Annotated in this window: 24 protein-coding genes and 1 pseudogene; 20 read left to right on the top strand and 5 right to left on the bottom strand. The window is 52.2% G+C overall.

What is annotated here, in order from left to right; all coding sequences use genetic code 11:
* The first annotated feature begins 230 nt into the window (after positions 1-230).
* Entirely contained in the window at positions 231-1,982 is a 1,752-nt protein-coding gene (locus ABZJ92_RS01670; protein WP_000370887.1) for a DUF4153 domain-containing protein, read from the top strand.
* Positions 1,983-2,125: 143 nt separating this feature from the next.
* Here ABZJ92_RS01670 and hslO read toward each other — a convergent pair whose 3' ends face one another.
* The 4 genes from hslO to igaA all read right to left on the bottom strand — a co-directional run bounded on the left by hslO (position 2,126) and on the right by igaA (position 6,300).
* Complete coding sequence (gene hslO, locus ABZJ92_RS01665) at positions 2,126-2,995, bottom strand: Hsp33 family molecular chaperone HslO (protein ID WP_005052722.1); 870 nt, start codon at positions 2,993-2,995, stop codon at positions 2,126-2,128.
* A 24-nt stretch (positions 2,996-3,019) separates the two neighbouring features.
* On the bottom strand, positions 3,020-3,421 hold the full coding sequence (gene hslR / locus ABZJ92_RS01660) for a ribosome-associated heat shock protein Hsp15 (RefSeq protein ID WP_000660485.1): 402 nt from the start codon (positions 3,419-3,421) through the stop codon (positions 3,020-3,022).
* A 10-nt stretch (positions 3,422-3,431) separates the two neighbouring features.
* Positions 3,432-4,100, bottom strand: a complete 669-nt coding sequence (gene yrfG, locus ABZJ92_RS01655) for a GMP/IMP nucleotidase (protein ID WP_001295168.1) — start codon at positions 4,098-4,100, stop codon at positions 3,432-3,434.
* A 64-nt stretch (positions 4,101-4,164) separates the two neighbouring features.
* Positions 4,165-6,300, bottom strand: a complete 2,136-nt coding sequence (igaA, locus tag ABZJ92_RS01650) for an intracellular growth attenuator protein IgaA (protein ID WP_000104516.1) — start codon at positions 6,298-6,300, stop codon at positions 4,165-4,167.
* Positions 6,301-6,619: 319 nt separating this feature from the next.
* On the opposite strand from igaA, the gene nudE reads away from it, so the two are divergent.
* Positions 6,620-7,180: an ADP compounds hydrolase NudE gene (gene nudE / locus ABZJ92_RS01645; RefSeq protein WP_001043306.1), complete on the top strand. Its 561-nt coding sequence runs from the start codon at positions 6,620-6,622 to the stop codon at positions 7,178-7,180.
* A gap of 164 nt (positions 7,181-7,344) precedes the next feature.
* On the opposite strand, the gene mrcA is transcribed toward nudE, so the two are convergent.
* Entirely contained in the window at positions 7,345-9,897 is a 2,553-nt protein-coding gene (gene mrcA / locus ABZJ92_RS01640) for a peptidoglycan glycosyltransferase/peptidoglycan DD-transpeptidase MrcA (protein WP_005065087.1), read from the bottom strand.
* A gap of 119 nt (positions 9,898-10,016) precedes the next feature.
* Between mrcA and hofM the strand changes: the two genes are divergently transcribed.
* The 18 genes and pseudogenes from hofM to ABZJ92_RS01550 all read left to right on the top strand — a co-directional run bounded on the left by hofM (position 10,017) and on the right by ABZJ92_RS01550 (position 25,409).
* Positions 10,017-10,796 carry a DNA utilization protein HofM gene (gene hofM, locus ABZJ92_RS01635; protein ID WP_005052731.1) on the top strand — a complete coding sequence of 260 codons (780 nt, stop codon included), beginning with the start codon at positions 10,017-10,019 and terminating at the stop codon, positions 10,794-10,796.
* Positions 10,796-11,335, top strand: coding sequence for a DNA utilization protein HofN (gene hofN / locus ABZJ92_RS01630; RefSeq protein ID WP_001069315.1), 540 nt, complete (start codon positions 10,796-10,798; stop codon positions 11,333-11,335). The genes hofM and hofN overlap by 1 nt, the downstream gene beginning before the upstream one ends.
* Complete coding sequence (gene hofO / locus ABZJ92_RS01625; RefSeq protein WP_001055752.1) at positions 11,319-11,759, top strand: DNA utilization protein HofO; 441 nt, start codon at positions 11,319-11,321, stop codon at positions 11,757-11,759. Before hofN ends, hofO begins: the two co-directional genes overlap by 17 nt.
* Positions 11,749-12,155 (top strand): annotated as a pseudogene (gene hofP, locus ABZJ92_RS01620) (DNA utilization protein HofP). Before hofO ends, hofP begins: the two are co-directional and overlap by 11 nt.
* Complete coding sequence (gene hofQ, locus ABZJ92_RS01615) at positions 12,067-13,305, top strand: DNA uptake porin HofQ (RefSeq protein WP_000815974.1); 1,239 nt, start codon at positions 12,067-12,069, stop codon at positions 13,303-13,305. The pseudogene hofP and the gene hofQ overlap by 89 nt, the downstream one beginning before the upstream one ends.
* Positions 13,306-13,705: 400 nt before the next feature.
* A complete protein-coding gene (aroK, locus tag ABZJ92_RS01610; protein ID WP_000818618.1) occupies positions 13,706-14,227 on the top strand; it encodes a shikimate kinase AroK in 522 nt (173 codons plus the stop codon).
* A gap of 56 nt (positions 14,228-14,283) precedes the next feature.
* Positions 14,284-15,372, top strand: coding sequence for a 3-dehydroquinate synthase (gene aroB, locus ABZJ92_RS01605; protein WP_000439871.1), 1,089 nt, complete (start codon positions 14,284-14,286; stop codon positions 15,370-15,372).
* A 91-nt stretch (positions 15,373-15,463) separates the two neighbouring features.
* Complete coding sequence (gene damX, locus ABZJ92_RS01600; protein WP_000343217.1) at positions 15,464-16,756, top strand: cell division protein DamX; 1,293 nt, start codon at positions 15,464-15,466, stop codon at positions 16,754-16,756.
* Between the two features lie 106 nt (positions 16,757-16,862).
* The gene (gene dam, locus ABZJ92_RS01595; protein ID WP_000742151.1) at positions 16,863-17,699 is read left to right on the top strand and encodes an adenine-specific DNA-methyltransferase; all 837 of its coding nucleotides are present in this window, start codon (positions 16,863-16,865) and stop codon (positions 17,697-17,699) included.
* 17 nt (positions 17,700-17,716) lie between these two features.
* On the top strand, positions 17,717-18,394 hold the full coding sequence (gene rpe, locus ABZJ92_RS01590) for a ribulose-phosphate 3-epimerase (RefSeq protein WP_000816280.1): 678 nt from the start codon (positions 17,717-17,719) through the stop codon (positions 18,392-18,394).
* Positions 18,387-19,145 carry a phosphoglycolate phosphatase gene (gene gph / locus ABZJ92_RS01585; protein WP_001031720.1) on the top strand — a complete coding sequence of 253 codons (759 nt, stop codon included), beginning with the start codon at positions 18,387-18,389 and terminating at the stop codon, positions 19,143-19,145. Before rpe ends, gph begins: the two co-directional genes overlap by 8 nt.
* Positions 19,138-20,142: a tryptophan--tRNA ligase gene (trpS, locus tag ABZJ92_RS01580; protein ID WP_000165556.1), complete on the top strand. Its 1,005-nt coding sequence runs from the start codon at positions 19,138-19,140 to the stop codon at positions 20,140-20,142. Before gph ends, trpS begins: the two co-directional genes overlap by 8 nt.
* 269 nt (positions 20,143-20,411) lie before the next feature.
* A complete protein-coding gene (yhfZ, locus tag ABZJ92_RS01575; RefSeq protein WP_001254807.1) occupies positions 20,412-21,317 on the top strand; it encodes a GntR family transcriptional regulator YhfZ in 906 nt (301 codons plus the stop codon).
* A gap of 16 nt (positions 21,318-21,333) precedes the next feature.
* Positions 21,334-21,696, top strand: a complete 363-nt coding sequence (locus ABZJ92_RS01570; RefSeq protein ID WP_005052744.1) for a hypothetical protein — start codon at positions 21,334-21,336, stop codon at positions 21,694-21,696.
* Positions 21,697-21,779: 83 nt separating this feature from the next.
* A complete protein-coding gene (locus tag ABZJ92_RS01565) occupies positions 21,780-22,943 on the top strand; it encodes a YhfX family PLP-dependent enzyme (RefSeq protein ID WP_000497332.1) in 1,164 nt (387 codons plus the stop codon).
* Positions 22,944-24,170 carry a phosphopentomutase gene (locus tag ABZJ92_RS01560; RefSeq protein WP_000090630.1) on the top strand — a complete coding sequence of 409 codons (1,227 nt, stop codon included), beginning with the start codon at positions 22,944-22,946 and terminating at the stop codon, positions 24,168-24,170. It begins immediately after the preceding gene.
* On the top strand, positions 24,167-25,045 hold the full coding sequence (locus ABZJ92_RS01555; protein ID WP_000007018.1) for a phosphotriesterase-related protein: 879 nt from the start codon (positions 24,167-24,169) through the stop codon (positions 25,043-25,045). Before ABZJ92_RS01560 ends, ABZJ92_RS01555 begins: the two co-directional genes overlap by 4 nt.
* A gap of 10 nt (positions 25,046-25,055) precedes the next feature.
* Entirely contained in the window at positions 25,056-25,409 is a 354-nt protein-coding gene (locus tag ABZJ92_RS01550; RefSeq protein ID WP_000719728.1) for a DUF2620 domain-containing protein, read from the top strand.
* Positions 25,410-25,413 lie beyond the last annotated feature (4 nt).

Genomic DNA, 25,413 nt, shown 5'->3' with positions numbered 1-25,413 from the left:
ATCGCAGAAATAGCATTTTAGGTGTGGAAAATGTTCTCAAAAGGTTAAATCTTGGTTTATATGGCGGGAATATTGTGAGTGGAATCGCATTCCTGAATGAAATTGATGCAAATTCAACCGGTAAAGTATCGATTCACCACGCTAACTTTTTTTGATTATTTTCTGAAAAAAGCAAAATACTACTGCCCGGATGCGATAATTAACCCACCTTTTGATTCTGGATAACCAACATGGATAACGTTGAACTTTCACCGGCAACACGCTGGGGGATGATTGCTACCGGATTACTTCAGGGGATGATTGCTACCGGATTACTTCAGGGGCTGGTTTGCTACCTGCTTATCGCCTGGCTTGCCGGAAAAAATCACAGTTGGATTGTTTATGGCGTGCCTGCGACCGTCGCGTTTTCATCCGTTTTACTCTTCTCCGTGATCTCTTTTAAACAGAAGCGCCTTTGGGGATGGCTGGCGCTGGTGTTTATTGCCACGACAGGGATGAGCGGTTGGCTGAAGTGGCAAACTGATGGCATGAACCCCTGGAGAGCTGAAAAGGCGATTTGGGATTTTGGCTGCTATCTGCTGTTGATGGCAATGTTGTTGCTACCGTGGATACAACAAAGCCTTCGTATCCGCAATGGCAGTAGCCGCTATAGCTACTTTTACCAGTCAGTATGGCATAACGTACTTATATTACTGGTGATTTTTCTCTCCAATGGCCTGACGTGGCTGGTGCTTTTACTGTGGGGTGAGTTGTTTAAACTTGTTGGCATCACGTTTTTCAATACGCTCTTTTTTGCAACCGACTGGTTTATGTATCTTACATTTGGTCTGGTTACCGCACTGGCGGTGATCCTCGCGCGTACACAGTCACGTTTAATCGACTCTATTCAAAAGTTGTTCACGCTAATCGCCACGGGGTTGCTGCCGTTAGTATCATTGCTAACCCTGATGTTTATCATCACCCTGCCGTTTACGGGCCTGAGCGCGATTTCTCGCCACATCTCCGCCGCCGGGTTGCTGTTAACGCTGGCCTTTTTGCAATTGATCTTAATGGCTATTGTCCGCGATCCGCAAAAAGCGTCACTTCCCTGGACGGGGCCGTTGCGTTGCCTGATTAAAACCGCTTTGCTGGTTGCTCCGCTGTATGTGTTCGTCGCCACCTGGGGGTTATGGCTGCGGGTCGCTCAGTACGGCTGGACTGTCGACCGCTTGCAGGGCGCGCTGGCGGAGCTGGTGTTACTGGTGTGGTCGCTGGGGTATTTTGTCAGTATCGTCTGGCGTAATGGGCAAAATCCCCTTGTTCTTCAGGGCAAAGTGAACCTTGCGGTTTCGTTATTGGTGTTGGTGATACTGGTGCTTCTTAATTCGCCGGTGCTGGACAGTATGCGTATTAGCGTGAACAGTCATATGGCGCGTTATCAGAGCGGCAAAAACACGCCAGACCAGGTAACTATCTACATGCTCGAACAGAGCGGTCGCTATGGACGTGCGGCGCTTGAGTCGCTGAAAAGCGATGCCGGGTTTATGAAAGACCCGAAACGCGCGCGGGATCTGCTGATGGCGTTAGATGGAGAGCAACATCTTCAGGAACAGGTATCGGAAAAAGTATTCGCCGAAAATGTGTTAATTGCCCCTGGTTCTGTTAAACCGGATGCGACATTCTGGTCGGCCTTAATCCAGGATCGCTATAACGTGATGACCTGTATTGAAAAAGACGCCTGCGTACTGGTCGAGCAAGATCTGAATAGTGATGGTCAGGCGGAGCGGATCCTGTTTGCTTTTAATGATGACAGAGTCATTGTCTATGGCTTTGACTCAGACAGAAAAGAATGGGACGCGCTTGATATGAGTTTACTTCCGAACGAAATAACGAAAGAAAAATTACTCACAGCTGCGAAGGATGGAAAACTGGGGACGAGGCCGAAAGCGTGGCGCGATCTGACGGTAGATGGTGAAACGCTGGAAATAAACTTAAGTAAGTGACAACGCTTTTATCGGATACGACGCTGTATCTGACCAAAATAATTTGCGATTTATTTCATAGGCGCTGGTAAGCGCAGCACATCAGGCCATTAAGTCGTAAAATCCGGCAGAGCCCTCTCTGCCGGACATACTCATTAATGAACTTACGGATCTGCCGGAGACGCGTTGTTGCGGATTTCAGCAATATCCATCGCATTGAACAGATAGTGGTTACCGCAGTAATCACAATGCATGTCAATTTCGCCATCTTCCGCCAGGATGCTATCAACTTCTTCATCAGGCAGCGTTTTCAGCGCATCGGCGCAACGTTCACGCGAGCAGGTGCATTTGAACTCCACATCCTGCGGATCGTAAACCGTCACCTCTTCTTCGTGATACAAACGCCACAACACTTCGTTTGCCGGTAAGGTCAGCAGTTCTTCGGTTTTGATGGTTTCGGTTAGCGTCGCCAGGTGGTCAAAGTCGTCCTGTTGGGTATTTTGCGCAGGCATTACCTGCAACAACATACCGCCTGCAGCCGGTTTGCCGTCTACGTCGCCGGTGCGAATAAACAGGCGCGTCGGCAGCTGTTCAGAACGCATAAAGTAATCTTCTAGGCAGGCCGCCAGGGTATCACCTTCCAGACCAACTACGCCCTGATAGCGTTCGCCTTCGCTCGGGGTAATGGTGATCACCACGTAACCATTGCCGACCAGCGTTTTCAGGTCGGCATTTTCTGGAATTTCGCCCTGCACGCGCGCCACACCGCGCATTTGCTGGTTATTGTTACCGTTAATAACCGCCAGATTCATCGGACCGTCGCCCTGCAGCTGTACGGTGATATCACCATCAAACTTCAGCGTAGCGGTTAACAGGCTGGTCGCAACCAGCAGTTCTGCCAGCACGTTTTTAACGGGCTGCGGATAATCGTGGTTCTCAAGGATCTGTTGCAGGGTTTCCGAAACGGTTACCAGTTCGCCGCGAACGGCAAAATTTTCAAACAGATAGCGATGTAATTGGTCATGTTGCGGCATAATCATCTCTCTTGCAGGTGACAGTTATTCACTGTCGCCGTGTTTAAATCGTAACAGGTCGCGGCGCTCTTTTTTGTCCGGGCGTCGGTCCGGGTGCGGCATGGTTAAGGCATTAAGTTTACGTGCCATCGCCATTTTTTCGCGTTTCTCTACACTTTCCGCAGTCTCTTCATACAGCAAGGCTGCCTCGCTGGCGGGGCGACGCTGTTCAGTAATCGCCTTTACAATCACCGTGCGTTCGTCATTTCCCTGGCGCAGAGTGAGCGTGGCATTCAGCTCGACGATTTTGCTCGGCTTGCTGCGCTGCCCGTTGTAATGCACCTTACCGCCTTCAATCATTTCACGGGCCAGCGCGCGGGTTTTATAAAAACGGGCAGCCCATAGCCATTTATCCAGTCGAACCTCAACAGCAGGTTTCTCTTTCATGGCGTCTCCTTCACATTAGCGAGGGGATCAGGCGGCGGTAGTCATTCAGTGACGGATGGCGTTGATACTGTTTCTCGGCAATCCCGGAATCAGGATTAGTCACGCCGAGGCAGTAACGAATACCAAATTGCGCGGCAGCATCGAGAATCGCTTCGCTGTCATCAATAAACAGCGTTCTTTCAGCTTTCAGACCCGTAGCTTCGGCCACCGCATGCCATAACCGCTGATCCTCTTTCGGATAACCAAATGTGTGGGTGGAAAGTAATAAATCAAGGTGTGCGTCCAGACCCGTATGCTCAAGTTTTACCGCCAGGTTGTGCGGATGAGCATTGGTGAGCAAAATTCGCTGCTTACCGCTGGCTTTCAGTGCCTCAAGAAACGGAATGGTATCTTCACGCAGTACGGCGCGCGGTCCCATCTCGGTGGTCATCGCACAGATATCCAGACCCAGTTGCTCACTCCAGTAATCAAGACAGTACCAGTTTAGCGTATGCTGTACGTCGTGATATTGCTGGCGCATATATTCCATCGCTTCCTGTGGCGTAACCCCGTTTTTCGCGCCCCATGTTTCAGGCACCAGCTTTTGCCAGAAATAGTTATCGAAGGCGAGGTCGAGCAACGTGCCGTCCATATCCAGCAGAACGGTATCTACGTCCTGCCAGGCAATGTTGATATGCATGAGGGAAATCTCCAGAGTGAAGCAATTTGCGCGACAGGGTAGCATAACCTGCCGCGCAAACGTGTTATTCGATAAGGCTTTCTGAAGGGGTGATCAGTTGCGGGTTCAGGCAGCTTTCATAATAGGCCTGAATCTCCATCATGCGAGTGCGATGACGCTGGTAACGACGCCAGGCCTGTACGCCATTGTAAATGGCGCTACCCAGCATCGTCAGTAGCAGCAATGTGGTGCTGAGATAGCGCCACAGGCCGGAACGATCCGGGATCGGATGAAGGCCAATATGCTGCGTACCATTGGCGTCAGTGAAGATTTTTGTGACGATACCTTCGGCGTTAAACGGCGTATGCATCAGCATTTGTGCCAGTTTCTGGAAAGCGTTCCACTGTTCTTGCGGCGGGTAGTCGTAAAGTGATGCCGAAGGCCAGGGCTGATCAACAAAATCGCTGCCTTCGTCGCTGACAATCAGGAATCCGCCGGGGGCCGGACTGTTTAGTGATTGTGCCGCTCGCGCCGTTTCATGCGTGATAAACGGCGCGGTGGAGGTTGCCACCAGGTTATCCAGCGATTCAGCACTCACCGGGCGTAATAACACATTCACGCCATCGAGCTTCCCGGCGTTGGCGCGTTTTACCAGCGCGTCCCAGTCTTTACTGTTGCCGAGATTGACCAGCGCATTTTTCAGTCGCACACAGTCATCTTTGGCAGAACATAAATCCGCTGTCTTCAGTACAATGTCGCCAAAATCATCAAGCAATACCATGCCGGATTTTTGAATCGCTGAACGTAATGAGGCACTGACGCGAGATTCATCTTCCGGTTTAGGGTGCAGCTGGCGATTAACTGCTTCAGTCAATGCCGTCGCTTTGTTGACCAGTTCAGATTCTGGTAATGGTAATGAGCGGGCGTCATTCCAGATGATCTGCGAGCAGTCAAACGGTAAAAAAGGTGAATTGGTTTTCGCGCTCCAGGTTCCGGAAGTGCGAATATTACACATTCCCGTACCGCTAATACGCAATGTATCGCCTACCCGCACGCCAGCGTCAGCCAGTTGTTTTACGCTGGTGGCTTCAATGGTCTGCGCGCCTTTCATCCATGAGAGAGTGAATTTCAGCGGCATATCCAGCGGGATCCAGAATAACAGCATAAACAGCACTAGCAGCGAGCCCGCAGCGATAATCGTACTGCGCAGCCAGTGCTGTAACGGAAAGTTTTTTACTTCATCATGCAGCGAAAGATATCGCCCCTGACGCACTACGTGGCGGTCGAGATAGATATCAATATCGGTTTGTTGACCGAGATCCTGAGCAATGTATGGCTGCCAGTGTGCGGGATAGACCAGGTCGATAATACCGAGTGAAATATTGTTGATCTGTTCCTGATCGTTTTCGCCAAACAATCCCCAACGACGGGGTGTACCGCGCAGACAATGAATTTCTCGCAGGGAGGATTTTGCCGGGGGCGCGAATAGCCCCCACAGACCTGCGCCCAGCAGCAGTAATGCGCCGCCTGCCAGCCACGGAACAAATACATCCGGGGTAATCAGGCAGAAAAAGAACATCAGGAAGGAGGCGACGATCAGCAACGCTTCACGCAGCCCGCGCGGACGACTCAGCGCATATTCTTCATGCGTTTCTTTGCGAATATTGAGTAGCTCGATTTGCTCACTCTCTTCCCCGCGAATCGACGCCTGCGTGGACGGAACAGGTTGCAAGGCATAGCCGCGCGTTTCCTGCATGTACTCCTGCAGCGTATGACCGTTGAGTGAAATAACCAACGGCAGCGAATCGGTATGAATCAGTTCAACGGTATTCTCATCGTTGATGTACTGTTCCCAGAAGGGGGGCAGGTGGACTTCTACCGAATCGAGGTAGTAACGCCATTTATTCGGATCGTCGGTAGAGATGCCGTAACGTGTGATAGCGTGTGTCAGCATCATGACGTTGTTGCTTTCGGCATTCAGCGCCAGAGAGATCGGTGCCGCGCTAGCTTCCGTTGGGCCAGGCACCTGTAATACCTGCGTCAGGCTCTCAAGATAATTTTCAACGGCGCTACGTTCTTCAGGTGTGAGTTTACGCGTTTGCGCATCCGCGAAGGCGTTGGTCCAGGGCAGCTGACGCCGTCTGGATCGCACTTTTATCAGCCATCCCGCAAGTAGTGAGCAGGCCAGCAAAGCAGCTAAAAAAATCACAATGGTGCTCATGCTTTCCCCATCTTACTTAGTCTGTCAGGCGTGGTCAGTCGCACCGGACACAATACATGATTCTGCGGTTGGCTATCGGCAAGCGTGGAGCTTAACTTGAGCATCATTAAGCACATCACAGTAACCGCTGATCATAGCAAACCCTCTGAAGGCGGAATATCAGCAAATTCCTGGAGTTATTTCAACCTATTGACTTTTAATTTGATTTGAGGACGATTATTTATTAAGTTACATAAATGTAAATAACATGCAATTCACATTGCCGAAAGCGTGTCCGATATCGCACAATAACCGCTGATTTCACAGCATAGATCCCACGATGAACAAATCATTACAAAAACCCACCATTCTGAATGTTGAAACTGTAGCCCGTTCCCGACTGTTTACCGTCGAGAGCGTGGATCTGGAGTTCAGCAATGGCGTGCGGCGTGTTTATGAACGAATGCGTCCAACCAACCGGGAAGCAGTGATGATTGTGCCGATTGTGGACGATCACCTGATCCTGATCCGCGAATACGCAGTGGGAACTGAATCCTACGAATTAGGTTTTTCGAAAGGATTAATTGATCCGGGTGAAAGCGTCTACGAAGCCGCTAACCGCGAGCTAAAAGAAGAGGTTGGATTTGGTGCGAACGATCTGACTTTTTTGAAGAAGCTCAGCATGGCACCGTCTTACTTTTCCAGCAAAATGAATATCGTGGTCGCGCAAGATCTCTACCCGGAATCGCTGGAAGGCGATGAGCCAGAGCCGCTACCACAGGTGCGCTGGCCGCTGGCGCATATGATGGATTTGCTGGAAGACCCTGACTTCAACGAAGCGCGTAATGTCAGCGCGCTGTTCCTCGTGCGCGAATGGTTGAAAGGGCAGGGGCGAGTGTAAATGCGTGAAGTTTGCCTGATGCACAACGCTTATCAGGCTTATGGGGTTCCTGCAATATATTGATTTTTCACGATTTTGTTAGCCGGATAACGCGTTCACCCGCATCCGGCATAAACAAATGCACTTTGTCAGCCAACTGAAAAGGCGCCGAAGCGCCTTTTTAATCAGAACAATTCCTGTGCCTCACCATTATCGATAATGGTCGTTCCCACCTCGTGCACCGCCTGTTGTGTCGGCTGCGTACCTTCGATGAAATACTCTTCGCGGCTGTTGCCACCATTAGCTAACTGCCCGGTGCTGCGATCGATATTCACCGTCACAATACCCGGAGGCGGCGTCAGCGGCTGCTCCGGCACACCTTCAAGAACGGCTTTCATATAAGCGTCCCATGCAGGCTGGGCACTCTTGGCACCGCCTTCGTAACCTGAGATCTGATCTTTAATCGCTCCGGAAGCCGTTGTATGACCGAGATTACGACGGTGATCATCAAAGCCAATCCAGACCGAGGTCACAACGCCCGGACCGTAACCCGAGAACCACGCATCTTTCGAACTGTTAGTGGTACCGGTTTTCCCGCCGATATCGCGACGCTGCAAATCACGACCTGCACGCCAGCCGGTACCCTGCCAGCCTGGTTCACCAAAGATATTGGTGTTCAAAGCACTCTTAATCAGGAATGCCAGCGGAGTGTTGATGACGTGCGGTGCGTACTCCTGCGCGCCAGTCTTCGCCACTAACGCCTGATTTGCCTGCTCCAGCTGCGGCATTGGTACAGAAACATTCTGCTGCTCGCGGGAGATAGCGACATCTTCAACATCGTTATTTTCCAGCACGTTCGATTTCTGCGTATCACCGTAAATCACTGGAATATCGCATTCCGGGCAGGCTACTTTCGGTTTCGCTTCGAAAATCACGCCGCCCTGATCGTTTTCAATTTTGCTGATAAACCACGGGTCCACTAGGAAGCCGCCGTTCGCCATGACCGCGTAGCCGCGCGCCACCTGCATTGGGGTGAAGGACGCTGAACCCAGCGCCAGCGATTCGGTGTGGACAATGTTTTGCGCCGGGAAGCCGAAGCGTTGCAGATATTCTGCAGCGTAGTCGACGCCCATCGCCCGCATTGCACGTACCATCACCACGTTTTTCGACTGACCCAGCCCCTGACGTAAGCGAATTGGACCAGCATACTGCGGTGGTGAGTTCTTCGGCTGCCAGTCAGAACCGGCACCTGCATCCCAGCGAGAAATTGGCACATCGTTCAACATACTTGCCAGCGTCAGACCTTTATCCATCGCCGCGGTGTAGAGGAACGGTTTGATGTTGGAACCCACCTGACGCAGTGCCTGGGTGGCGCGGTTAAACTTGCTCTGATTGAAATCAAAGCCACCGACCAGCGCCATAACGGCACCATTTTGCGGATTGATCGACACCAGCGCCGAGTTCACTTCCGGCACTTGTGCCAGCCACCATGCATCGCCAACCTGACGAACCCAGATTTGCTGACCCGTTTGCAGAACATCGGTCACTTTACGCGGCGTCGGTCCCTGCTGAGTATCCGAACGGTAAGGACGCGCCCAGCGAACGCCTTCCATACTCAATGCGACGGTCGACCCGTCCGCCAGCATCGCCGTCGCTCCCTGAGGATTGGCGCTGGTGACTGCGGCAGGCAGCAGCGGACCATAGGTCGGCAGCGCCTTCAGCGTATCGGTAATCTTGTTGTTATCCCACGCCGACTCGCCCACTTTCCACAGCACATTTGCCGGGCCGCGATAGCCGTGGCGCATGTCGTAGTCCAGCACGTTATTACGTACCGCCTGCTGCGCGGCCTGCTGCACTTTGCGGGTGATGGTGGTGTAAATGCGATAACCGTCTTCATAGGCACTTTCGCCATAACGGTTATACATCTCCTGGCGCACCATTTCGCTCAGGTACGGCGCAGAGAAAGCAATCTCCGGCGCGTGATAATTAGCGTTAATCGCCTCAGTGCGTGTCTGATCGAACTGTTGCTGGGTGATATACCCTTCATCCAGCATCCGCGACAGTACGACGTTACGCCGCGCGACGGCACGATCCATTGAGTAGAGCGGATTAAAGGTGGAAGGCGCTTTCGGCAACCCGGCTATCACCGCCATTTCGTTCAGCGTCAGTTGGTCGACCGTTTTACCGAAATAGACTTGTGCCGCAGCACCGACACCATAGGCGCGGTAACCAAGGTAAATCTTGTTCAGATAAAGCTCGAGGATTTCGTCTTTCGTCAGCAACTGTTCAATGCGAATCGCGAGGAAGACTTCCTTAATCTTACGCATCATCGTGCGTTCTGGACTGAGGAAGAAATTTCTCGCCAGCTGCTGGGTAATGGTACTCGCCCCTTGTGACGCGTGGCCGGAGAACAGCGCCACACTTGCCGCACGGAAGATCCCCACCGGGTCAACGCCGTGATGCTCGTAGAAGCGGCTGTCTTCCGTCGCGATAAAGGCTTTCACCATCTCCGGTGGGATTTGATCCAACGTAACCGGAATACGACGTTTCTCACCGTATTGAGCAATCAGCTCGCCATCGGCGCTGTAAATCTGCATCGGAATTTGCAGGCGAACATCTTTTAATGTCACCACATCCGGCAGTTGTGGCTCGATGTAGCGGTATAGGCCATAAATCGAGCCTGCTCCCAGCAGAATGCAACAGACTGCAAGGATCAAAAAATACTTTACGAACTTCACTGGAAATTTCCCATTTAGTTTCATTTGGGCAGTTTATAAACAAACGCGCGGTAGTATAAAGGCAAGCCAGACGCATTGATATACCCGTCAGAGTGACGGGTGATAAGGAGATCATCACAATGACATTTAAGATCTGGCAAATTGGTTTGCATTTACAACAGCAAGAAGCGGCAGCGGTTGCGATCGTGCGGGGCGCAAAAGAATGCTTTTTGCAACGCTGGTGGCGGTTGCCGCTGGCGCACGACATTATCAAAGATGGGCGGATTGTTGATGCGCAGCAGCTGGCTAAAACGTTGTTACCGTGGAGTCGCGAACTGCCGCAGCGTCATCACATTATGTTGGCGTTTCCCGCCAGTCGCACATTACAGCGGTCATTTCCGCGCCCGTCGATGTCCCTTGGTGAGCGGGAGCAAACGGCCTGGCTGTCAGGGACGATGGCCCGCGAGCTGGATATGGATCCGGACTCCCTGCGCTTCGATTACAGCGAAGACTCACTCAGCCCCGCTTATAACGTGACTGCCGCGCAAAGCAAAGAGCTGGCAACGCTGCTTACGCTGGCAGAAAGGTTGCGTGTTCATGTTAGTGCGATCACCCCGGATGCCAGTGCATTACAGCGATTCCTGCCTTTTTTACCTTCTCATCAGCAATGTCTGGCCTGGCGTGATAACGAACAGTGGCTGTGGGCGACGCGCTATAGCTGGGGGCGCAAACTGGCGGTGGGGATGACTAGCGCGAAGGAGCTGGCGGCAGCGTTATCCGTTGATCCCGACAGCGTCGCGATATGTGGCGAAGGCGGATTTGACCCCTGGGAGGCCGTTTCTGTTCGTCAGCCGCCGCTACCGCCGCCTGGTGGAGACTTTGCCATCGCGCTGGGGCTGGCGCTTGGGAAGGCGTACTGATGAATCCGCCAATTAATTTTTTGCCCTGGCGACAGCAACGCCGGACCGCTTTTCTGCGTTTCTGGTTGCTGATGTTCGTTGCGCCTCTGCTGCTGGCCGTCGGGATAACGCTAATACTGCGTCTGACAGGCAGCGCCGAAGCGCGCATAGACGCAGTTTTGCTTCAGGCGGAACAACAACTCGCCCGCAGCTTACAGATAACGAAGCCACGTTTGCTGGAGCAACAGCAGTTACGCGAACAGCGTTCGCAACGGCAGCGCCAGCGACAATTTACCCGCGACTGGCAATCTGCGCTGGAAGCACTGGCGGCGCTTTTACCCGAGCACGCCTGGCTGACAACGATAAGCTGGCAGCAGGGAACGCTGGAGATCAAGGGGCTGACAACAAGCATTACCGCGTTAAACGCACTAGAAACGTCACTCCGCCAGGATGCGTCTTTTCATCTCAATCAGCGGGGAGCCACGCAGCAGGATGCGCAGGGACGCTGGCAATTTGAGTATCAGTTAACAAGGAAGGTTAGCGATGAACATGTTCTTTGACTGGTGGTTCGCCACATCACCCCGCCTCCGCCAGTTTTGCTGGGCATTCTGGTTGCTGATGTTAGTTACGCTCATTTTTCTATCATCGACACACCATGAAGAGCGCGACGCATTAATTCGACTACGGGCAAGTCATCACCAGCAGTGGGCCGCACTGTATCGCCTGGTAGACACCACTCCCTTCAGCGAGGAAAAAACGCTGCCCTTTTCGCCACTGGATTTTCAGTTATCCGGCGCGCAACTGGTTTCCTGGCATCCATCCGCGCAGGGAGGTGAGTTGGCGTTGAAAACGCTGTGGGAAGCAGTGCCGTCGGCATTTACACGGCTGGCAGAGCGCAACGTCAGCGTGAGCCGTTTTTCGTTAAGCGTGGAAGGTGATGATCTTTTGTTCACGCTACAACTGGAGATGCCGCATGAGGGTTAAACGCTGGTTGTTGGCAGGTATTGCATTGTGCCTTTTAACCGGTATGCGTGACCCTTTTAAATCGCCGGAAGATCTATATGCCGGATTAGCGAACTTAGCCAGTGGCGCTATCAGGGGATGGTAGGGCGAGGCGAGCGCATCATCGGTGTAATAAAAGACGGGCAAAAGAAATGGCGACGGGTGCAGCAAAACGATGTGCTGGAAAACGGCTGGACAATTTTACAGCTGACGCCAGACGTACTAACGCTGGGTACCGGGACAAACTGCGAACCGCCACAATGGTTGTGGCAACGGCAAGGAGATACAAATGAAGCAATGGATAGCCGCACTACTGTTGATGCTGATACCCGGCGTACAGGCGGCAAAGCCGCAAAAAGTGACGCTGATGGTGGATGACGTTCCGGTAGCTCAGGTGTTGCAGGCGCTGGCTGAACAGGAGAAGTTGAACCTGGTCGTGTCGCCAGACGTCAGCGGTACGGTGTCGTTACATCTAACAGATGTTCCCTGGAAGCAGGCACTACAAACTGTAGTGAAAAGCGCCGGACTGATAACGCGGCAGGAAGGCAACATTCTCTCAGTGCATTCCATTGCCTGGCAGAATGACAATATCGCCCGCCAGGAGGCGGAGCAGGCGCGGGCGCAGGCAAATCTGCCGCTGGAAAATCGCAGTATAACCCTGCAATACGCCGACGCGGGAGAACTGGCGAAAGCGGGGGAGAAGCTACTGAGTGCCAAAGGGAGTATGACCGTCGATAAACGCACCAATCGCCTTTTGCTACGAGATAACAAAACGGCGTTAAGCGCGCTTGAACAGTGGGTAGCGCAAATGGATCTGCCGGTCGGGCAGGTTGAGCTGTCGGCGCATATTGTCACCATTAATGAAAAAAGTTTGCGTGAGTTAGGCGTGAAATGGACGCTGGCCGATGCGCAACACGCTGGTGGCGTTGGGCAAGTCACCACGCTTGGTAGCGACCTCTCCGTAGCGACGGCGACAACGCATGTCGGTTTTAACATTGGGCGCATCAACGGACGCTTGCTGGATCTTGAGCTTTCCGCGCTCGAACAAAAACAGCAGCTGGATATTATCGCCAGTCCGCGTCTGCTGGCCTCACATCTTCAGCCTGCCAGCATTAAACAGGAGAGCGAAATTCCATATCAGGTTTCCAGCGGGGAAAGTGGCGCGACGTCGGTGGAATTTAAAGAGGCCGTCCTGGGGATGGAGGTCACGCCCACGGTGTTACAAAAAGGTCGCATCCGGCTGAAATTACACATCAGCCAGAACGTTCCGGGGCAGGTGCTACAGCAGGCCGATGGCGAAGTGCTGGCGATTGATAAGCAGGAGATCGAAACGCAGGTCGAGGTAAAAAGCGGAGAAACGTTGGCGCTGGGCGGCATTTTTACCCGTAAAAATAAATCGGGTCAGGATAGCGTACCGTTGCTTGGCGACATTCCCTGGTTCGGGCAATTATTTCGTCATGACGGAAAAGAAGATGAACGACGCGAGTTAGTGGTGTTTATCACGCCACGACTGGTTTCCAGTGAGTAAACAGCCGTAAAAGCGGTAATGTTTTTATGCTGAACGTGTTTCATCTATTTGACGCGCGCAGGTATTTAGCATACAAGGAGTACCGATTTGAGAGTTGGTGCTCTTCGCTGCCTGCGTTCCATGATGATGATTTATCATTCAGGCGGCATTTTGCTGTCTTTTTTACGCTAATCTTACCCGGTGATTTATCGCCAGAGCGGTGGTAGCAAGGCAGCGCGCTTGCAGCGACCAGATATGCAGAGGGATGGGTGATTTATTCAGTTGCCAAACCCGCTGGAGTATTGAGATAATTTTCAGTCTGACTCTCGCAATATCTTATGAGGTTTCAGTTCATGTCCTGCGGCGCTCTCTGAGCGAAGCGGGTTTATCATTAACGAATAGTCTTAGTAGTACCGAAAAAATGGCAGAGAAACGCAATATCTTTCTGGTTGGGCCTATGGGTGCCGGAAAAAGCACTATTGGGCGCCAGTTAGCTCAACAACTCAATATGGAATTTTACGATTCCGATCAAGAGATTGAGAAACGAACCGGAGCTGATGTGGGCTGGGTTTTCGATTTAGAAGGCGAAGAAGGCTTCCGCGATCGCGAAGAAAAGGTCATCAATGAGTTGACCGAGAAACAGGGTATTGTGCTGGCTACTGGCGGCGGCTCTGTGAAATCCCGTGAAACGCGTAACCGTCTTTCCGCTCGTGGCGTTGTCGTTTATCTTGAAACGACCATCGAAAAGCAACTTGCACGCACGCAGCGTGATAAAAAACGCCCGTTGCTGCACGTTGAAACACCGCCGCGTGAAGTTCTGGAAGCGTTGGCCAATGAACGCAATCCGCTGTATGAAGAGATTGCCGACGTGACCATTCGTACTGATGATCAAAGCGCTAAAGTGGTTGCAAACCAGATTATTCACATGCTGGAAAGCAACTAATTCTGGCTTTATATACACTCGTCTGCGGGTACAGTAATTAAGGTGGATGTCGCGTTATGGAGAGGATTGTCGTTACTCTCGGGGAACGTAGTTACCCAATTACCATCGCATCTGGTTTGTTTAATGAACCAGCTTCATTCTTACCGCTGAAATCGGGCGAGCAGGTCATGTTGGTCACCAGCGAAACCCTGGCTCCTCTGTATCTCGATAAGGTCCGCGGCGTACTTGAACAGGCGGGTGTTAACGTCGATAGCGTTATCCTCCCTGACGGCGAGCAGTATAAAAGCCTAGCTGTACTCGATACCGTCTTTACGGCGTTGTTACAAAAGCCGCATGGTCGCGATACTACGCTGGTGGCGCTTGGCGGCGGCGTAGTGGGCGATCTGACCGGCTTCGCGGCGGCGAGTTATCAGCGCGGTGTTCGTTTCATTCAAGTCCCGACGACGTTACTGTCGCAGGTCGATTCCTCCGTTGGCGGCAAAACTGCGGTCAACCATCCCCTCGGTAAAAACATGATTGGCGCGTTCTACCAGCCTGCTTCAGTGGTGGTGGATCTCGACTGTCTGAAAACGCTTCCCCCGCGTGAGTTAGCGTCGGGGCTGGCAGAAGTCATCAAATACGGCATTATTCTTGACGGTGCGTTTTTTAACTGGCTGGAAGAGAATCTGGATGCGTTGTTGCGTCTGGACGGTCCGGCAATGGCGTACTGTATTCGCCGTTGTTGTGAACTGAAGGCAGAAGTTGTCGCCGCCGACGAGCGCGAAACCGGGTTACGTGCTTTACTGAATCTGGGACACACCTTTGGTCATGCCATTGAAGCTGAAATGGGGTATGGCAATTGGTTACATGGTGAAGCGGTCGCTGCGGGTATGGTGATGGCGGCGCGGACGTCGGAACGTCTCGGGCAGTTTAGTTCTGCCGAAACGCAGCGTATTATAACCCTGCTCACGCGGGCTGGGTTACCGGTCAATGGGCCGCGCGAAATGTCCGCGCAGGCGTATTTACCGCATATGCTGCGTGACAAGAAAGTCCTTGCGGGAGAGATGCGCTTAATTCTTCCGTTGGCAATTGGTAAGAGTGAAGTTCGCAGCGGCGTTTCGCACGAGCTTGTTCTTAACGCCATTGCCGATTGTCAATCAGCGTAACAACAAGAAAGGTCAGGCCGCTTATCAAGCGGTCTATTAGCTTCAGGTTAATTGCAACGTGGTAAGCATTAACCTTTTAGTGGGGTGTTAAATGGATGAATTCAAACCAGAAGACGAGCTGAAACCCGATCCCAGCGATCGTCGTACTGGTCGTTCTCGTCAATCTTCTGAACGTTCTGAGCGTACTGAACGTGGCGAACCGCAGATCAATTTTGATGATATTGAACTTGATGACACTGACGATCGCCGTCCGACTCGTGCGCAAAAAGAGCGCAATGAGGAACCGGAAATCGAAGAAGAAATTGACGAATCCGAAGATGAAACCGTGGATGAAGAGCGCGTAGAGCGTCGTCCGCGTAAGCGCAAAAAAGCAGCCAGTAAACCCGCTTCTCGTCAGTATATGATGATGGGCGTCGGCATTCTGGTTCTACTGCTGTTGATCATCGGTATCGGTTCTGCGCTAAAAGCCCCCTCGACCACTTCCAGCGATCAAACCGCGTCTGGCGAGAAGAGTATTGATCTTGCTGGCAATGCGACCGATCAGGCGAATGGCGTGCAGCCAGCGCCGGGAACCACGTCTGCGGAAAATACTCAGCAGGATGTTTCTCTGCCACCGATCTCTTCTACGCCGACTCAAGGGCAAACCCCGGTGGCAACGGATGGTCAACAACGTGTTGAAGTGCAGGGTGACCTGAACAATGCGCTGACCCAGCCACAAAATCAGCAACAGCTGAACAATGTGGCGGTCAATTCCACGTTGCCGACTGAACCCGCAACGGTTGCGCCTGTTCGCAATGGCAATGCATCGCGTGACACGGCGAAAACGCAAACCGCTGAACGTCCGTCCACTACGCGCCCAGTTCGTCAGCAGGCGGTGATTGAACCGAAAAAACCGCAAGCAACCGTGAAAACGGAGCCGAAGCCGGTAGCACAGACGCCGAAGCGTACTGAACCTGAACCAGCTGCCCCTGTGGCGAGCACGAAGGCACCGGCTGCGACTTCTACGCCAGCACCAAAAGAGACGGCGACTACGGCTCCAGTACAGACGGCATCCCCGGCGCAAACCACGGCAACACCAGCCGCTGGAGGGAAGACCGCAGGTAATGTTGGTTCGTTGAAATCGGCACCGTCCAGCCATTACACTCTGCAGCTGAGCAGTTCCTCTAACTACGACAACCTGAACGGTTGGGCGAAGAAAGAGAATCTGAAAAACTACGTTGTCTATGAAACGACGCGTAATGGTCAGCCGTGGTATGTCCTGGTTTCTGGCGTGTACGCTTCGAAAGAAGAGGCGAAAAAAGCGGTATCTACATTGCCAGCAGATGTTCAGGCCAAAAACCCGTGGGCGAAACCGCTGCGTCAGGTACAGGCCGATCTGAAGTAATCAAGGTTATCTCCCGCAATGGTTTATCGTTGCGGGAGCTGCCTGAAGCGCTGGATGCTGTCGGAGCTTTCTCCACAGCCGGAGAAGGTGTAATTAGTTAATCGGCATGAAGAAAAATCGCGCTTTTTTGAAGTGGGCAGGGGGCAAGTATCCCCTGCTTGATGATATTAAACGGCATTTGCCCAAGGGCGAATGTCTGGTTGAGCCTTTTGTAGGTGCCGGGTCGGTGTTTCTCAACACCGACTTTTCTCGTTATATCCTTGCCGATATCAATAGCGACCTGATCAGTCTCTATAACATTGTGAAGATGCGTACTGATGAGTACGTACAGGCCGCACGCGAGCTGTTTGTTCCCGAAACAAATTGCGCCGAGGTTTACTATCAGTTCCGCGAAGAGTTCAACAAAAGCCAGGATCCGTTCCGTCGGGCGGTACTGTTTTTATATTTGAACCGCTACGGTTACAACGGCCTGTGTCGTTACAATCTGCGCGGTGAGTTTAACGTGCCGTTTGGCCGCTACAAAAAACCCTATTTCCCGGAAGCAGAGTTGTATCACTTCGCTGAAAAAGCGCAGAATGCCTTTTTCTATTGTGAGTCTTACGCCGATAGCATGGAGCGCGCAGATGATGCATCCGTCGTCTATTGCGATCCGCCTTATGCACCGCTGTCTGCGACCGCCAACTTTACGGCGTATCACACAAACAGTTTTACGCTTGAACAACAAGCGCATCTGGCGGAGATCGCCGAAGGTCTGGTTGAGCGCCATATTCCAGTGCTGATCTCCAATCACGATACGATGTTAACGCGTGAGTGGTATCAGCGCGCAAAATTGCATGTCGTCAAAGTTCGACGCAGTATAAGCAGCAACGGCGGCACACGTAAAAAGGTGGACGAACTGCTGGCTTTGTACAAACCAGGAGTCGTTTCACCCGCGAAAAAATAATTCTCAAGGAGAAGCGGATGAAACAGTATTTGATTGCCCCCTCAATTCTGTCGGCTGATTTTGCCCGCCTGGGTGAAGATACCGCAAAAGCCCTGGCAGCTGGCGCTGATGTCGTGCATTTTGACGTCATGGATAACCACTATGTTCCCAATCTGACGATTGGGCCAATGGTGCTGAAATCCTTGCGTAACTACGGCATTACCGCCCCTATCGACGTACATCTGATGGTGAAACCCGTCGATCGCATTGTGCCTGATTTCGCTGCCGCTGGTGCCAGCATCATTACCTTTCATCCAGAAGCCTCCGAGCATGTTGACCGCACGCTGCAACTGATTAAAGAAAATGGCTGTAAAGCGGGTCTGGTATTTAACCCGGCGACACCTCTGAGCTATCTGGATTACGTGATGGATAAGCTGGATGTGATCCTGCTGATGTCCGTCAACCCTGGTTTCGGCGGTCAGTCTTTCATTCCTCAAACACTGGATAAACTGCGCGAAGTACGTCGCCGTATCGACGAGTCTGGCTTTGACATTCGTCTGGAAGTGGACGGTGGCGTGAAGGTGAACAACATTGGCGAAATCGCTGCGGCGGGCGCGGATATGTTCGTCGCCGGTTCGGCAATCTTCGACCAGCCAGACTATAAAAAAGTCATTGATGAAATGCGCAGTGAACTGGCAAAGGTAAGTCATGAATAAGTTTGAAGATATTCGCGGCGTCGCTTTTGATCTTGATGGTACGCTGGTCGACAGTGCTCCTGGTCTTGCTGCTGCGGTAGATATGGCGCTGTATGCGCTGGAGTTGCCCGTCGCAGGTGAAGAACGCGTTATTACCTGGATTGGTAACGGCGCAGATGTTCTGATGGAGCGCGCATTGACCTGGGCGCGTCAGGAACGTGCGACTCTGCGTAAAACAATGGGGAAACCGCCCGTTGATGACGACATTCCGGCAGAAGAACAGGTACGTATTCTGCGTAAACTGTTCGATCGCTACTATGGCGAGGTTGCCGAAGAGGGGACGTTTTTGTTCCCGCACGTTGCCGATACGTTGGGCGCGTTGCAGGCTAAAGGCCTGCCGCTAGGCTTGGTCACCAACAAACCGACGCCGTTCGTCGCGCCGCTGCTCGAAGCCTTAGATATTGCCAAATACTTTAGCGTGGTTATCGGCGGCGATGATGTGCAAAACAAAAAACCGCATCCGGACCCGCTGTTACTGGTGGCTGAGCGGATGGGAATTGCCCCACAACAGATGCTGTTTGTCGGCGACTCACGGAATGATATTCAGGCGGCAAAAGCGGCAGGTTGCCCATCAGTTGGCTTAACCTACGGATACAACTACGGCGAGGCTATCGATCTCAGCCAGCCTGATGTAATTTATCAGTCTATAAATGACCTTCTGCCCGCATTAGGGCTTCCGCATAGCGAAAATCAGGAATCGAAAAATGACTAAGCCCATCGTTTTTAGTGGCGCACAGCCCTCAGGTGAATTGACCATTGGTAACTACATGGGTGCGCTGCGTCAGTGGGTAAACATGCAGGATGACTACCATTGCATTTACTGTATCGTTGACCAACACGCGATCACCGTGCGCCAGGATGCACAGAAGCTGCGTAAAGCGACGTTGGATACGCTGGCCTTGTATCTGGCTTGTGGTATCGATCCTGAGAAAAGCACCATTTTTGTTCAGTCCCACGTACCAGAACATGCGCAGTTAGGCTGGGCACTGAACTGCTATACCTACTTCGGCGAACTGAGTCGCATGACGCAGTTTAAAGATAAATCTGCGCGTTATGCCGAGAACATCAACGCTGGTCTGTTTGGCTATCCGGTGCTGATGGCTGCGGACATCCTGCTGTATCAAACTAATCTGGTACCGGTGGGTGAAGACCAGAAACAGCACCTGGAACTGAGTCGCGATATCGCCCAGCGTTTCAACGCGCTGTATGGCGAGATCTTTAAGGTGCCGGAGCCGTTTATTCCGAAATCTGGCGCGCGCGTAATGTCGCTGCTGGAGCCGACCAAGAAGATGTCCAAGTCTGACGATAACCGCAATAACGTTATCGGCCTGCTGGAAGATCCGAAATCGGTAGTGAAGAAAATCAAACGCGCGGTCACTGACTCCGACGAGCCGCCGGTAGTTCGCTACGATGTGCAGAACAAAGCGGGCGTTTCCAACCTGCTGGATATCCTTTCTGCGGTAACGGGCCAGAGCATCCCAGAACTGGAAAAACAGTTCGAAGGCAAGATGTATGGTCATCTGAAAGGTGAAGTGGCTGATGCCGTTTCCGGTATGCTGACTGAATTGCAGGAACGCTATCACCGTTTCCGCAACGATGAAGCCTTCCTGCAACAGGTGATGAAAGACGGCGCAGAAAAAGCCAGTGTACACGCTTCCCGTACGCTGAAAGCGGTGTACGAAGCGATTGGTTTTGTGGCGAAGCCGTAATATCAAAACGCTCGGACGGTCCCCTCGCCCCTTTGGGGAGAGGGTTAGGGTGAGGGGAGCAGGCAAGCGCCAGTGGGAATTACCCTTTGCTCGCATTGTCGAATAAATCACTTCGTCATCACTCTGAAACCGGGGAAACCCGGTTTTTTTATCCTCTTTTCGCAACAACCCGAAAAAATGTGAAGCGCCTCGCCGTTTCCACATCTCGTCGTCGCCACTTATCTTCATTTTAATGAAGATATAAATATTCATTTTATTGAAAATATATTATGCGTCGAACGTTTATCAAAAAAGAAGGCGTCGTCATCACGACACTGGCCCGTTATTTGTTGGGTGAAAAATGCGGTAATCGACTGAAAACCATAGATGAGCTGGCAACTGAATGCCGTTCATCGGTTGGCCTGACGCAGGCCGCGTTGAAAACGCTGGAATCAAGCGGAGCGATACGGATTGAACGCCGTGGGCGCAATGGCAGTTATCTTGTCGAGATGGATAACAAAGCATTGCTGAGTCATGTGGATATCAACAACGTGGTATGTGCGATGCCTTTGCCCTATACCCGCTTGTACGAAGGTTTAGCGAGCGGATTGAAAGCCCAGTTTGATGGCATTCCTTTTTACTATGCGCATATGCGCGGCGCGGATATTCGCGTGGAGTGTTTACTTAACGGTGTCTATGACATGGCAGTAGTTTCCCGCCTGGCGGCGGAAAGTTATCTCAGCCAAAACAATTTGTGCATCGCCCTCGAGCTTGGCCCGCATACGTATGTTGGTGAACATCAACTGATATGCCGCAAAGGTGAGTCTGGAAATGTTAAGCGAGTAGGTCTCGATAGTCGTTCGGCGGATCAGAAAATCATGACCGATGTCTTTTTTGGCGATAGTGATGTGGAACGAGTCGATCTCTCTTATCACGAGAGTTTACAACGCATTGTTAAAGGCGATGTCGATGCGGTGATCTGGAACGTGGTGGCGGAAAACGAACTGACCATGCTGGGATTAGAGGCGACGCCGCTAACAGACGATCCGCGATTTTTACAGGCCACCGAAGCCGTGGTCCTGACGCGAGTCGATGATTACCCAATGCAACAATTGCTGCGTGCTGTTGTAGATAAACACGCCCTGCTTGCCCATCAACAACGGGTGGTGAGTGGGGAACAGGAACCCAGTTATTAAACGAAAGGCATCTGATATGGAAACCAGACTCAACCTGCTTTGCGAGGCAGGCGTTATTGATAAGGACGTCTGCAAAGGCATGATGCAGGTCGTCAACGTACTGGAAAAAGAGTGCCATCTGCCGGTGCGCAGTGAGCAAGGAACGATGGCGATGACACATATGGCGAGTGCACTGATGCGCAGTCGCCGTGGTGAAGAAATAGAGCCGCTGGATAACGAGTTGCTGGCGGAACTGGCGCAATCCAGCCACTGGCAAGCCGTTGTGCAATTGCATCAGGAGTTGTTGAAGGAATTCGCTCTGGAAGTTAACCCGTGTGAAGAAGGCTATTTTCTGGCCAATCTTTATGGATTATGGATGGCTGCTAACGAAGAGGTTTGAAGCTCCCGACAAATCCACGTCGCACAACCTAAATATTCAAAAAAATGAATATTTAATTCAAGGAACAGAAACGAGGCAACAAGATGTTTGTAGAAGCATTGAAACGCCAGAACCCGGCGCTGATTTCCGCCGCACTAAGTTTGTGGCAGCAGGGCAAAATCGCCCCGGACAGCTGGGTGATCGACGTGGATCAGATACTGGAAAACGGTAAGCGGCTCATTGAGACGGCGCGGCTTTACGGCATTGAACTGTATCTGATGACCAAGCAATTTGGTCGTAATCCGTGGCTGGCGGAAAAATTGCTGGCATTAGGCTACAGCGGCATTGTGGCGGTGGATTACAAAGAGGCGCGAGTCATGCGCCGCGCTGGTTTGCCAGTGGCGCATCAGGGGCATCTGGTACAAATCCCTTGTCATCAGGTTGCTGACGCCGTTGAACAGGGCACCGACATCATCACCGTGTTTACTCTCGACAAAGCGCGGGAAGTTTCTGCGGCAGCGGTTAAGGCCGGACGGGTCCAGCCTGTGCTGCTCAAAGTTTATAGCGACGATGATTTTCTTTATCCGGGGCAGGAGAGCGGTTTTGTACAGCATTCGCTGCACGAGGTGATTGCTGAAATTAAGAAACTGCCGGGGCTGCATTTAGCCGGACTAACCCATTTCCCTTGCCTGCTTTGGGATGAGGCTGCTGGGAAAGTTTTGCCAACACCGAATCTTCACACGCTGGTACAAGCACGGGATCAACTGGCGAAATCTGGTATTGCGATTGAGCAACTGAACGTACCTTCAGCGACCAGCTGCACTTCGCTGCCATTGCTGGCGGAATACGGTGCGACTCATGCCGAACCCGGTCATGCGCTGACCGGTACTATTCCGGCAAACCAGCAGGGCGATCAGCCTGAACGTATCGCGATGCTCTGGTTAAGTGAAATCTCCCATCATTTCCGTGGCGACAGCTACTGCTACGGCGGCGGTTACTACCGTCGTGGTCATGCGCAACATGCGCTGGTGTTTACGCCAGAAAATCAAAAGATTACTGAAACCAATCTCAAAACTGTGGATGACAGCAGTATCGACTACACCCTGCCGCTGGCAGGCGAGTATCCGGTGAGCAGTGCAGTGGTGCTCTGTTTTCGCACGCAGATTTTTGTCACCCGTAGCGATGTGGTGCTGGTGTCCGGTATTCAGCGCGGCGAACCAGAAATAGTTGGTCGTTATGACAGCCTCGGCAACCCTCTGGAGGCATAAATGGCGCGATTTGTGGTGTTAGTGATTGATAGCTTTGGCGTAGGGGCAATGAAAGATGTCACGCTGGTGCGCCCGCAAGATGCCGGGGCGAATACCTGTGGTCACATCCTGAGCCAGTTGCCGCATTTGCAGCTACCAACGCTGGAGAAGCTGGGGCTAATCAACACATTGGGTTATGCGCCAGGCGATATGCAGCCGTCAGATTCCGCAACCTGGGGCGTGGCAGAGCTGCAACATGAAGGTGGCGATACCTTTATGGGGCATCAGGAAATTTTAGGCACGCGCCCGTTACCGCCGCTGCGGATGCCTTTTCGCGATGTGATTGACCGTGTTGAGCAGGCATTAGTTTCCGCTGGCTGGCAGGTGGAGCGCCGTGGCGATGATCTGCAATTTCTGTCGGTCAATCAGGCGGTTGCGATTGGCGATAATCTCGAGGCGGATTTAGGCCAAGTCTATAACATTACCGCCAATCTCTCTGTGATCTCTTTTGACGACGCAATCAAAATTGGTCGTATCGTGCGTGACCAGGTACAGGTCGGTCGGGTCATTACATTTGGCGGCCTGTTAACCAACAGTCAGCGTATTCTCGATGCCGCAGAAAGCAAAGAAGGGCGCTTTATTGGTATTAATGCGCCGCGTTCTGGCGCTTATGACAACGGCTTCCAGGTCGTGCATATGGGCTACGGTGTTGATGAAAAAGTGCAGGTGCCGCAAAAACTGTATGAAGCGGGCGTGCCAACCGTGCTGGTGGGTAAGGTGGCAGATATCGTCAGCAATCCTTATGGTGTGAGCTGGCAAAACCTGGTGGATAGCCAGCGGATTATGGATATCACCCTCGACGAATTTAACACCCATCCGACGGCGTTTATTTGCATCAATATCCAGGAAACCGACCTCGCTGGTCATGCAGAAGACGTCGCACGTTATGCCGAACGTTTGCAGGTCGTTGACCGTAACCTTGCCCGGCTTGTTGAGGCGATGCAGCCAGATGATTGCCTGGTCGTGATGGCGGATCACGGTAACGATCCGACCATTGGTCACAGCCACCATACCCGTGAAGTGGTGCCAGTGCTGGTTTATCAGCAAGGGCTGGTCGCCACGCAGCTCGGTGTGCGCACCACGCTTTCTGATGTGGGAGCTACCGTGTGTGAATTTTTCCGTGCGCCACCGCCACAAAATGGTCGCTCTTTTCTTTCCTCCCTCCGGTTTGCAGGAGACACCCTATGAGTTTTGATCCGACGGGTTACACCCTGGCCCATGAGCATCTGCATATTGATCTCTCCGGCTTTAAAAACAACGTGGACTGCCGCCTTGATCAGTATGCGTTCATTTGCCAGGAGATGAACGACCTGATGACCCGGGGTGTACGTAATGTGATTGAGATGACCAACCGTTACATGGGGCGCAATGCGCAATTTATGCTCGATGTAATGCGCGAAACCGGGATCAACGTGGTGGCCTGTACTGGTTATTACCAGGATGCGTTTTTCCCGGAACATGTGGTGACCCGCAGCGTGCAGGAACTGGCGCAGGAGATGGTCGATGAAATTGAACAGGGTATCGATGGCACGGAGCTGAAAGCCGGGATCATCGCGGAGATCGGCTCCAGCGAAGGAAAGATTACGCCGCTGGAAGAGAAGGTATTTATTGCCGCTGCGCTGGCGCATAACCAGACCGGACGCCCGATCTCCACGCATACGTCGTTCAGCACCATGGGGCTGGAACAACTGGCTCTGTTGCAAGCCCACGGAGTTGATCTTTCGCGCGTCACCGTTGGTCACTGCGATCTGAAAGACAACCTCGACAACATTTTGAAGATGATCGATCTCGGCGCGTACGTGCAGTTCGACACCATTGGTAAGAACAGTTACTACCCGGACGAAAAGCGCATTGCGATGCTCCACGCGCTACGTGACCGTGGGTTGCTGAACCGCGTCATGCTGTCGATGGATATTACGCGCCGCTCCCATTTAAAAGCCAATGGTGGTTATGGCTATGACTATTTATTGACCACCTTTATTCCGCAATTGCGCCAGTCAGGATTCAGTCAGGCCGATGTGGATGTGATGTTACGTGAAAATCCCTCTCAATTTTTCCAATAAGGACAGACTCATGAAAAAGATTGGCGTTGCAGGCTTACAGCGTGAGCAGATTAAAAAAACCATTGAAGCGACGGCTCCTGGCTGTTTTGAAGTTTTCATTCACAACGACATGGAAGCGGCAATGAAGGTGAAATCCGGGCAACTAGATTATTACATTGGCGCGTGTAATACCGGTGCGGGCGCGGCATTGTCGATTGCCATCGCGGTGATTGGCTATAACAAAAGTTGCACCATTGCCAAACCAGGCATTAAAGCGAAAGACGAGCATATCGCCAAAATGATCGCTGAAGGGAAAGTGGCGTTTGGCCTTTCCGTTGAGCACGTCGAACACGCGATTCCGATGTTGATTAACCATCTGAAATAAAAGG

Origin of the sequence: Shigella sp. FJ200513 (assembly GCF_040495915.1) — a bacterium.
Classification (GTDB): Bacteria; Pseudomonadota; Gammaproteobacteria; order Enterobacterales; family Enterobacteriaceae; genus ECMA0423.
Note: the sequence above shows the minus strand (reverse complement) of the source record. Positions and strands in the feature narration are given on the sequence as shown.

Coding starts and splice junctions, on each gene's coding strand:
- ABZJ92_RS01555 (WP_000007018.1), top strand. CDS start 24,167: ATGAGTTTTGATCCGACGGGTTACACCCTGGCCCATGAGCATCTGCAT.
- hofN (WP_001069315.1), top strand. CDS start 10,796: ATGAATCCGCCAATTAATTTTTTGCCCTGGCGACAGCAACGCCGGACC.
- igaA (WP_000104516.1), bottom strand. CDS start 6,300: ATGAGCACCATTGTGATTTTTTTAGCTGCTTTGCTGGCCTGCTCACTA.
- rpe (WP_000816280.1), top strand. CDS start 17,717: ATGAAACAGTATTTGATTGCCCCCTCAATTCTGTCGGCTGATTTTGCC.
- trpS (WP_000165556.1), top strand. CDS start 19,138: ATGACTAAGCCCATCGTTTTTAGTGGCGCACAGCCCTCAGGTGAATTG.
- hofM (WP_005052731.1), top strand. CDS start 10,017: ATGACATTTAAGATCTGGCAAATTGGTTTGCATTTACAACAGCAAGAA.
- hslO (WP_005052722.1), bottom strand. CDS start 2,995: ATGCCGCAACATGACCAATTACATCGCTATCTGTTTGAAAATTTTGCC.
- ABZJ92_RS01565 (WP_000497332.1), top strand. CDS start 21,780: ATGTTTGTAGAAGCATTGAAACGCCAGAACCCGGCGCTGATTTCCGCC.
- gph (WP_001031720.1), top strand. CDS start 18,387: ATGAATAAGTTTGAAGATATTCGCGGCGTCGCTTTTGATCTTGATGGT.
- ABZJ92_RS01550 (WP_000719728.1), top strand. CDS start 25,056: ATGAAAAAGATTGGCGTTGCAGGCTTACAGCGTGAGCAGATTAAAAAA.
- dam (WP_000742151.1), top strand. CDS start 16,863: ATGAAGAAAAATCGCGCTTTTTTGAAGTGGGCAGGGGGCAAGTATCCC.
- hofO (WP_001055752.1), top strand. CDS start 11,319: ATGAACATGTTCTTTGACTGGTGGTTCGCCACATCACCCCGCCTCCGC.
- yrfG (WP_001295168.1), bottom strand. CDS start 4,100: ATGCATATCAACATTGCCTGGCAGGACGTAGATACCGTTCTGCTGGAT.
- aroK (WP_000818618.1), top strand. CDS start 13,706: ATGGCAGAGAAACGCAATATCTTTCTGGTTGGGCCTATGGGTGCCGGA.
- hofQ (WP_000815974.1), top strand. CDS start 12,067: ATGAAGCAATGGATAGCCGCACTACTGTTGATGCTGATACCCGGCGTA.
- ABZJ92_RS01560 (WP_000090630.1), top strand. CDS start 22,944: ATGGCGCGATTTGTGGTGTTAGTGATTGATAGCTTTGGCGTAGGGGCA.
- ABZJ92_RS01570 (WP_005052744.1), top strand. CDS start 21,334: ATGGAAACCAGACTCAACCTGCTTTGCGAGGCAGGCGTTATTGATAAG.
- hslR (WP_000660485.1), bottom strand. CDS start 3,421: ATGAAAGAGAAACCTGCTGTTGAGGTTCGACTGGATAAATGGCTATGG.
- aroB (WP_000439871.1), top strand. CDS start 14,284: ATGGAGAGGATTGTCGTTACTCTCGGGGAACGTAGTTACCCAATTACC.
- yhfZ (WP_001254807.1), top strand. CDS start 20,412: ATGCGTCGAACGTTTATCAAAAAAGAAGGCGTCGTCATCACGACACTG.
- nudE (WP_001043306.1), top strand. CDS start 6,620: ATGAACAAATCATTACAAAAACCCACCATTCTGAATGTTGAAACTGTA.
- ABZJ92_RS01670 (WP_000370887.1), top strand. CDS start 231: ATGGATAACGTTGAACTTTCACCGGCAACACGCTGGGGGATGATTGCT.
- damX (WP_000343217.1), top strand. CDS start 15,464: ATGGATGAATTCAAACCAGAAGACGAGCTGAAACCCGATCCCAGCGAT.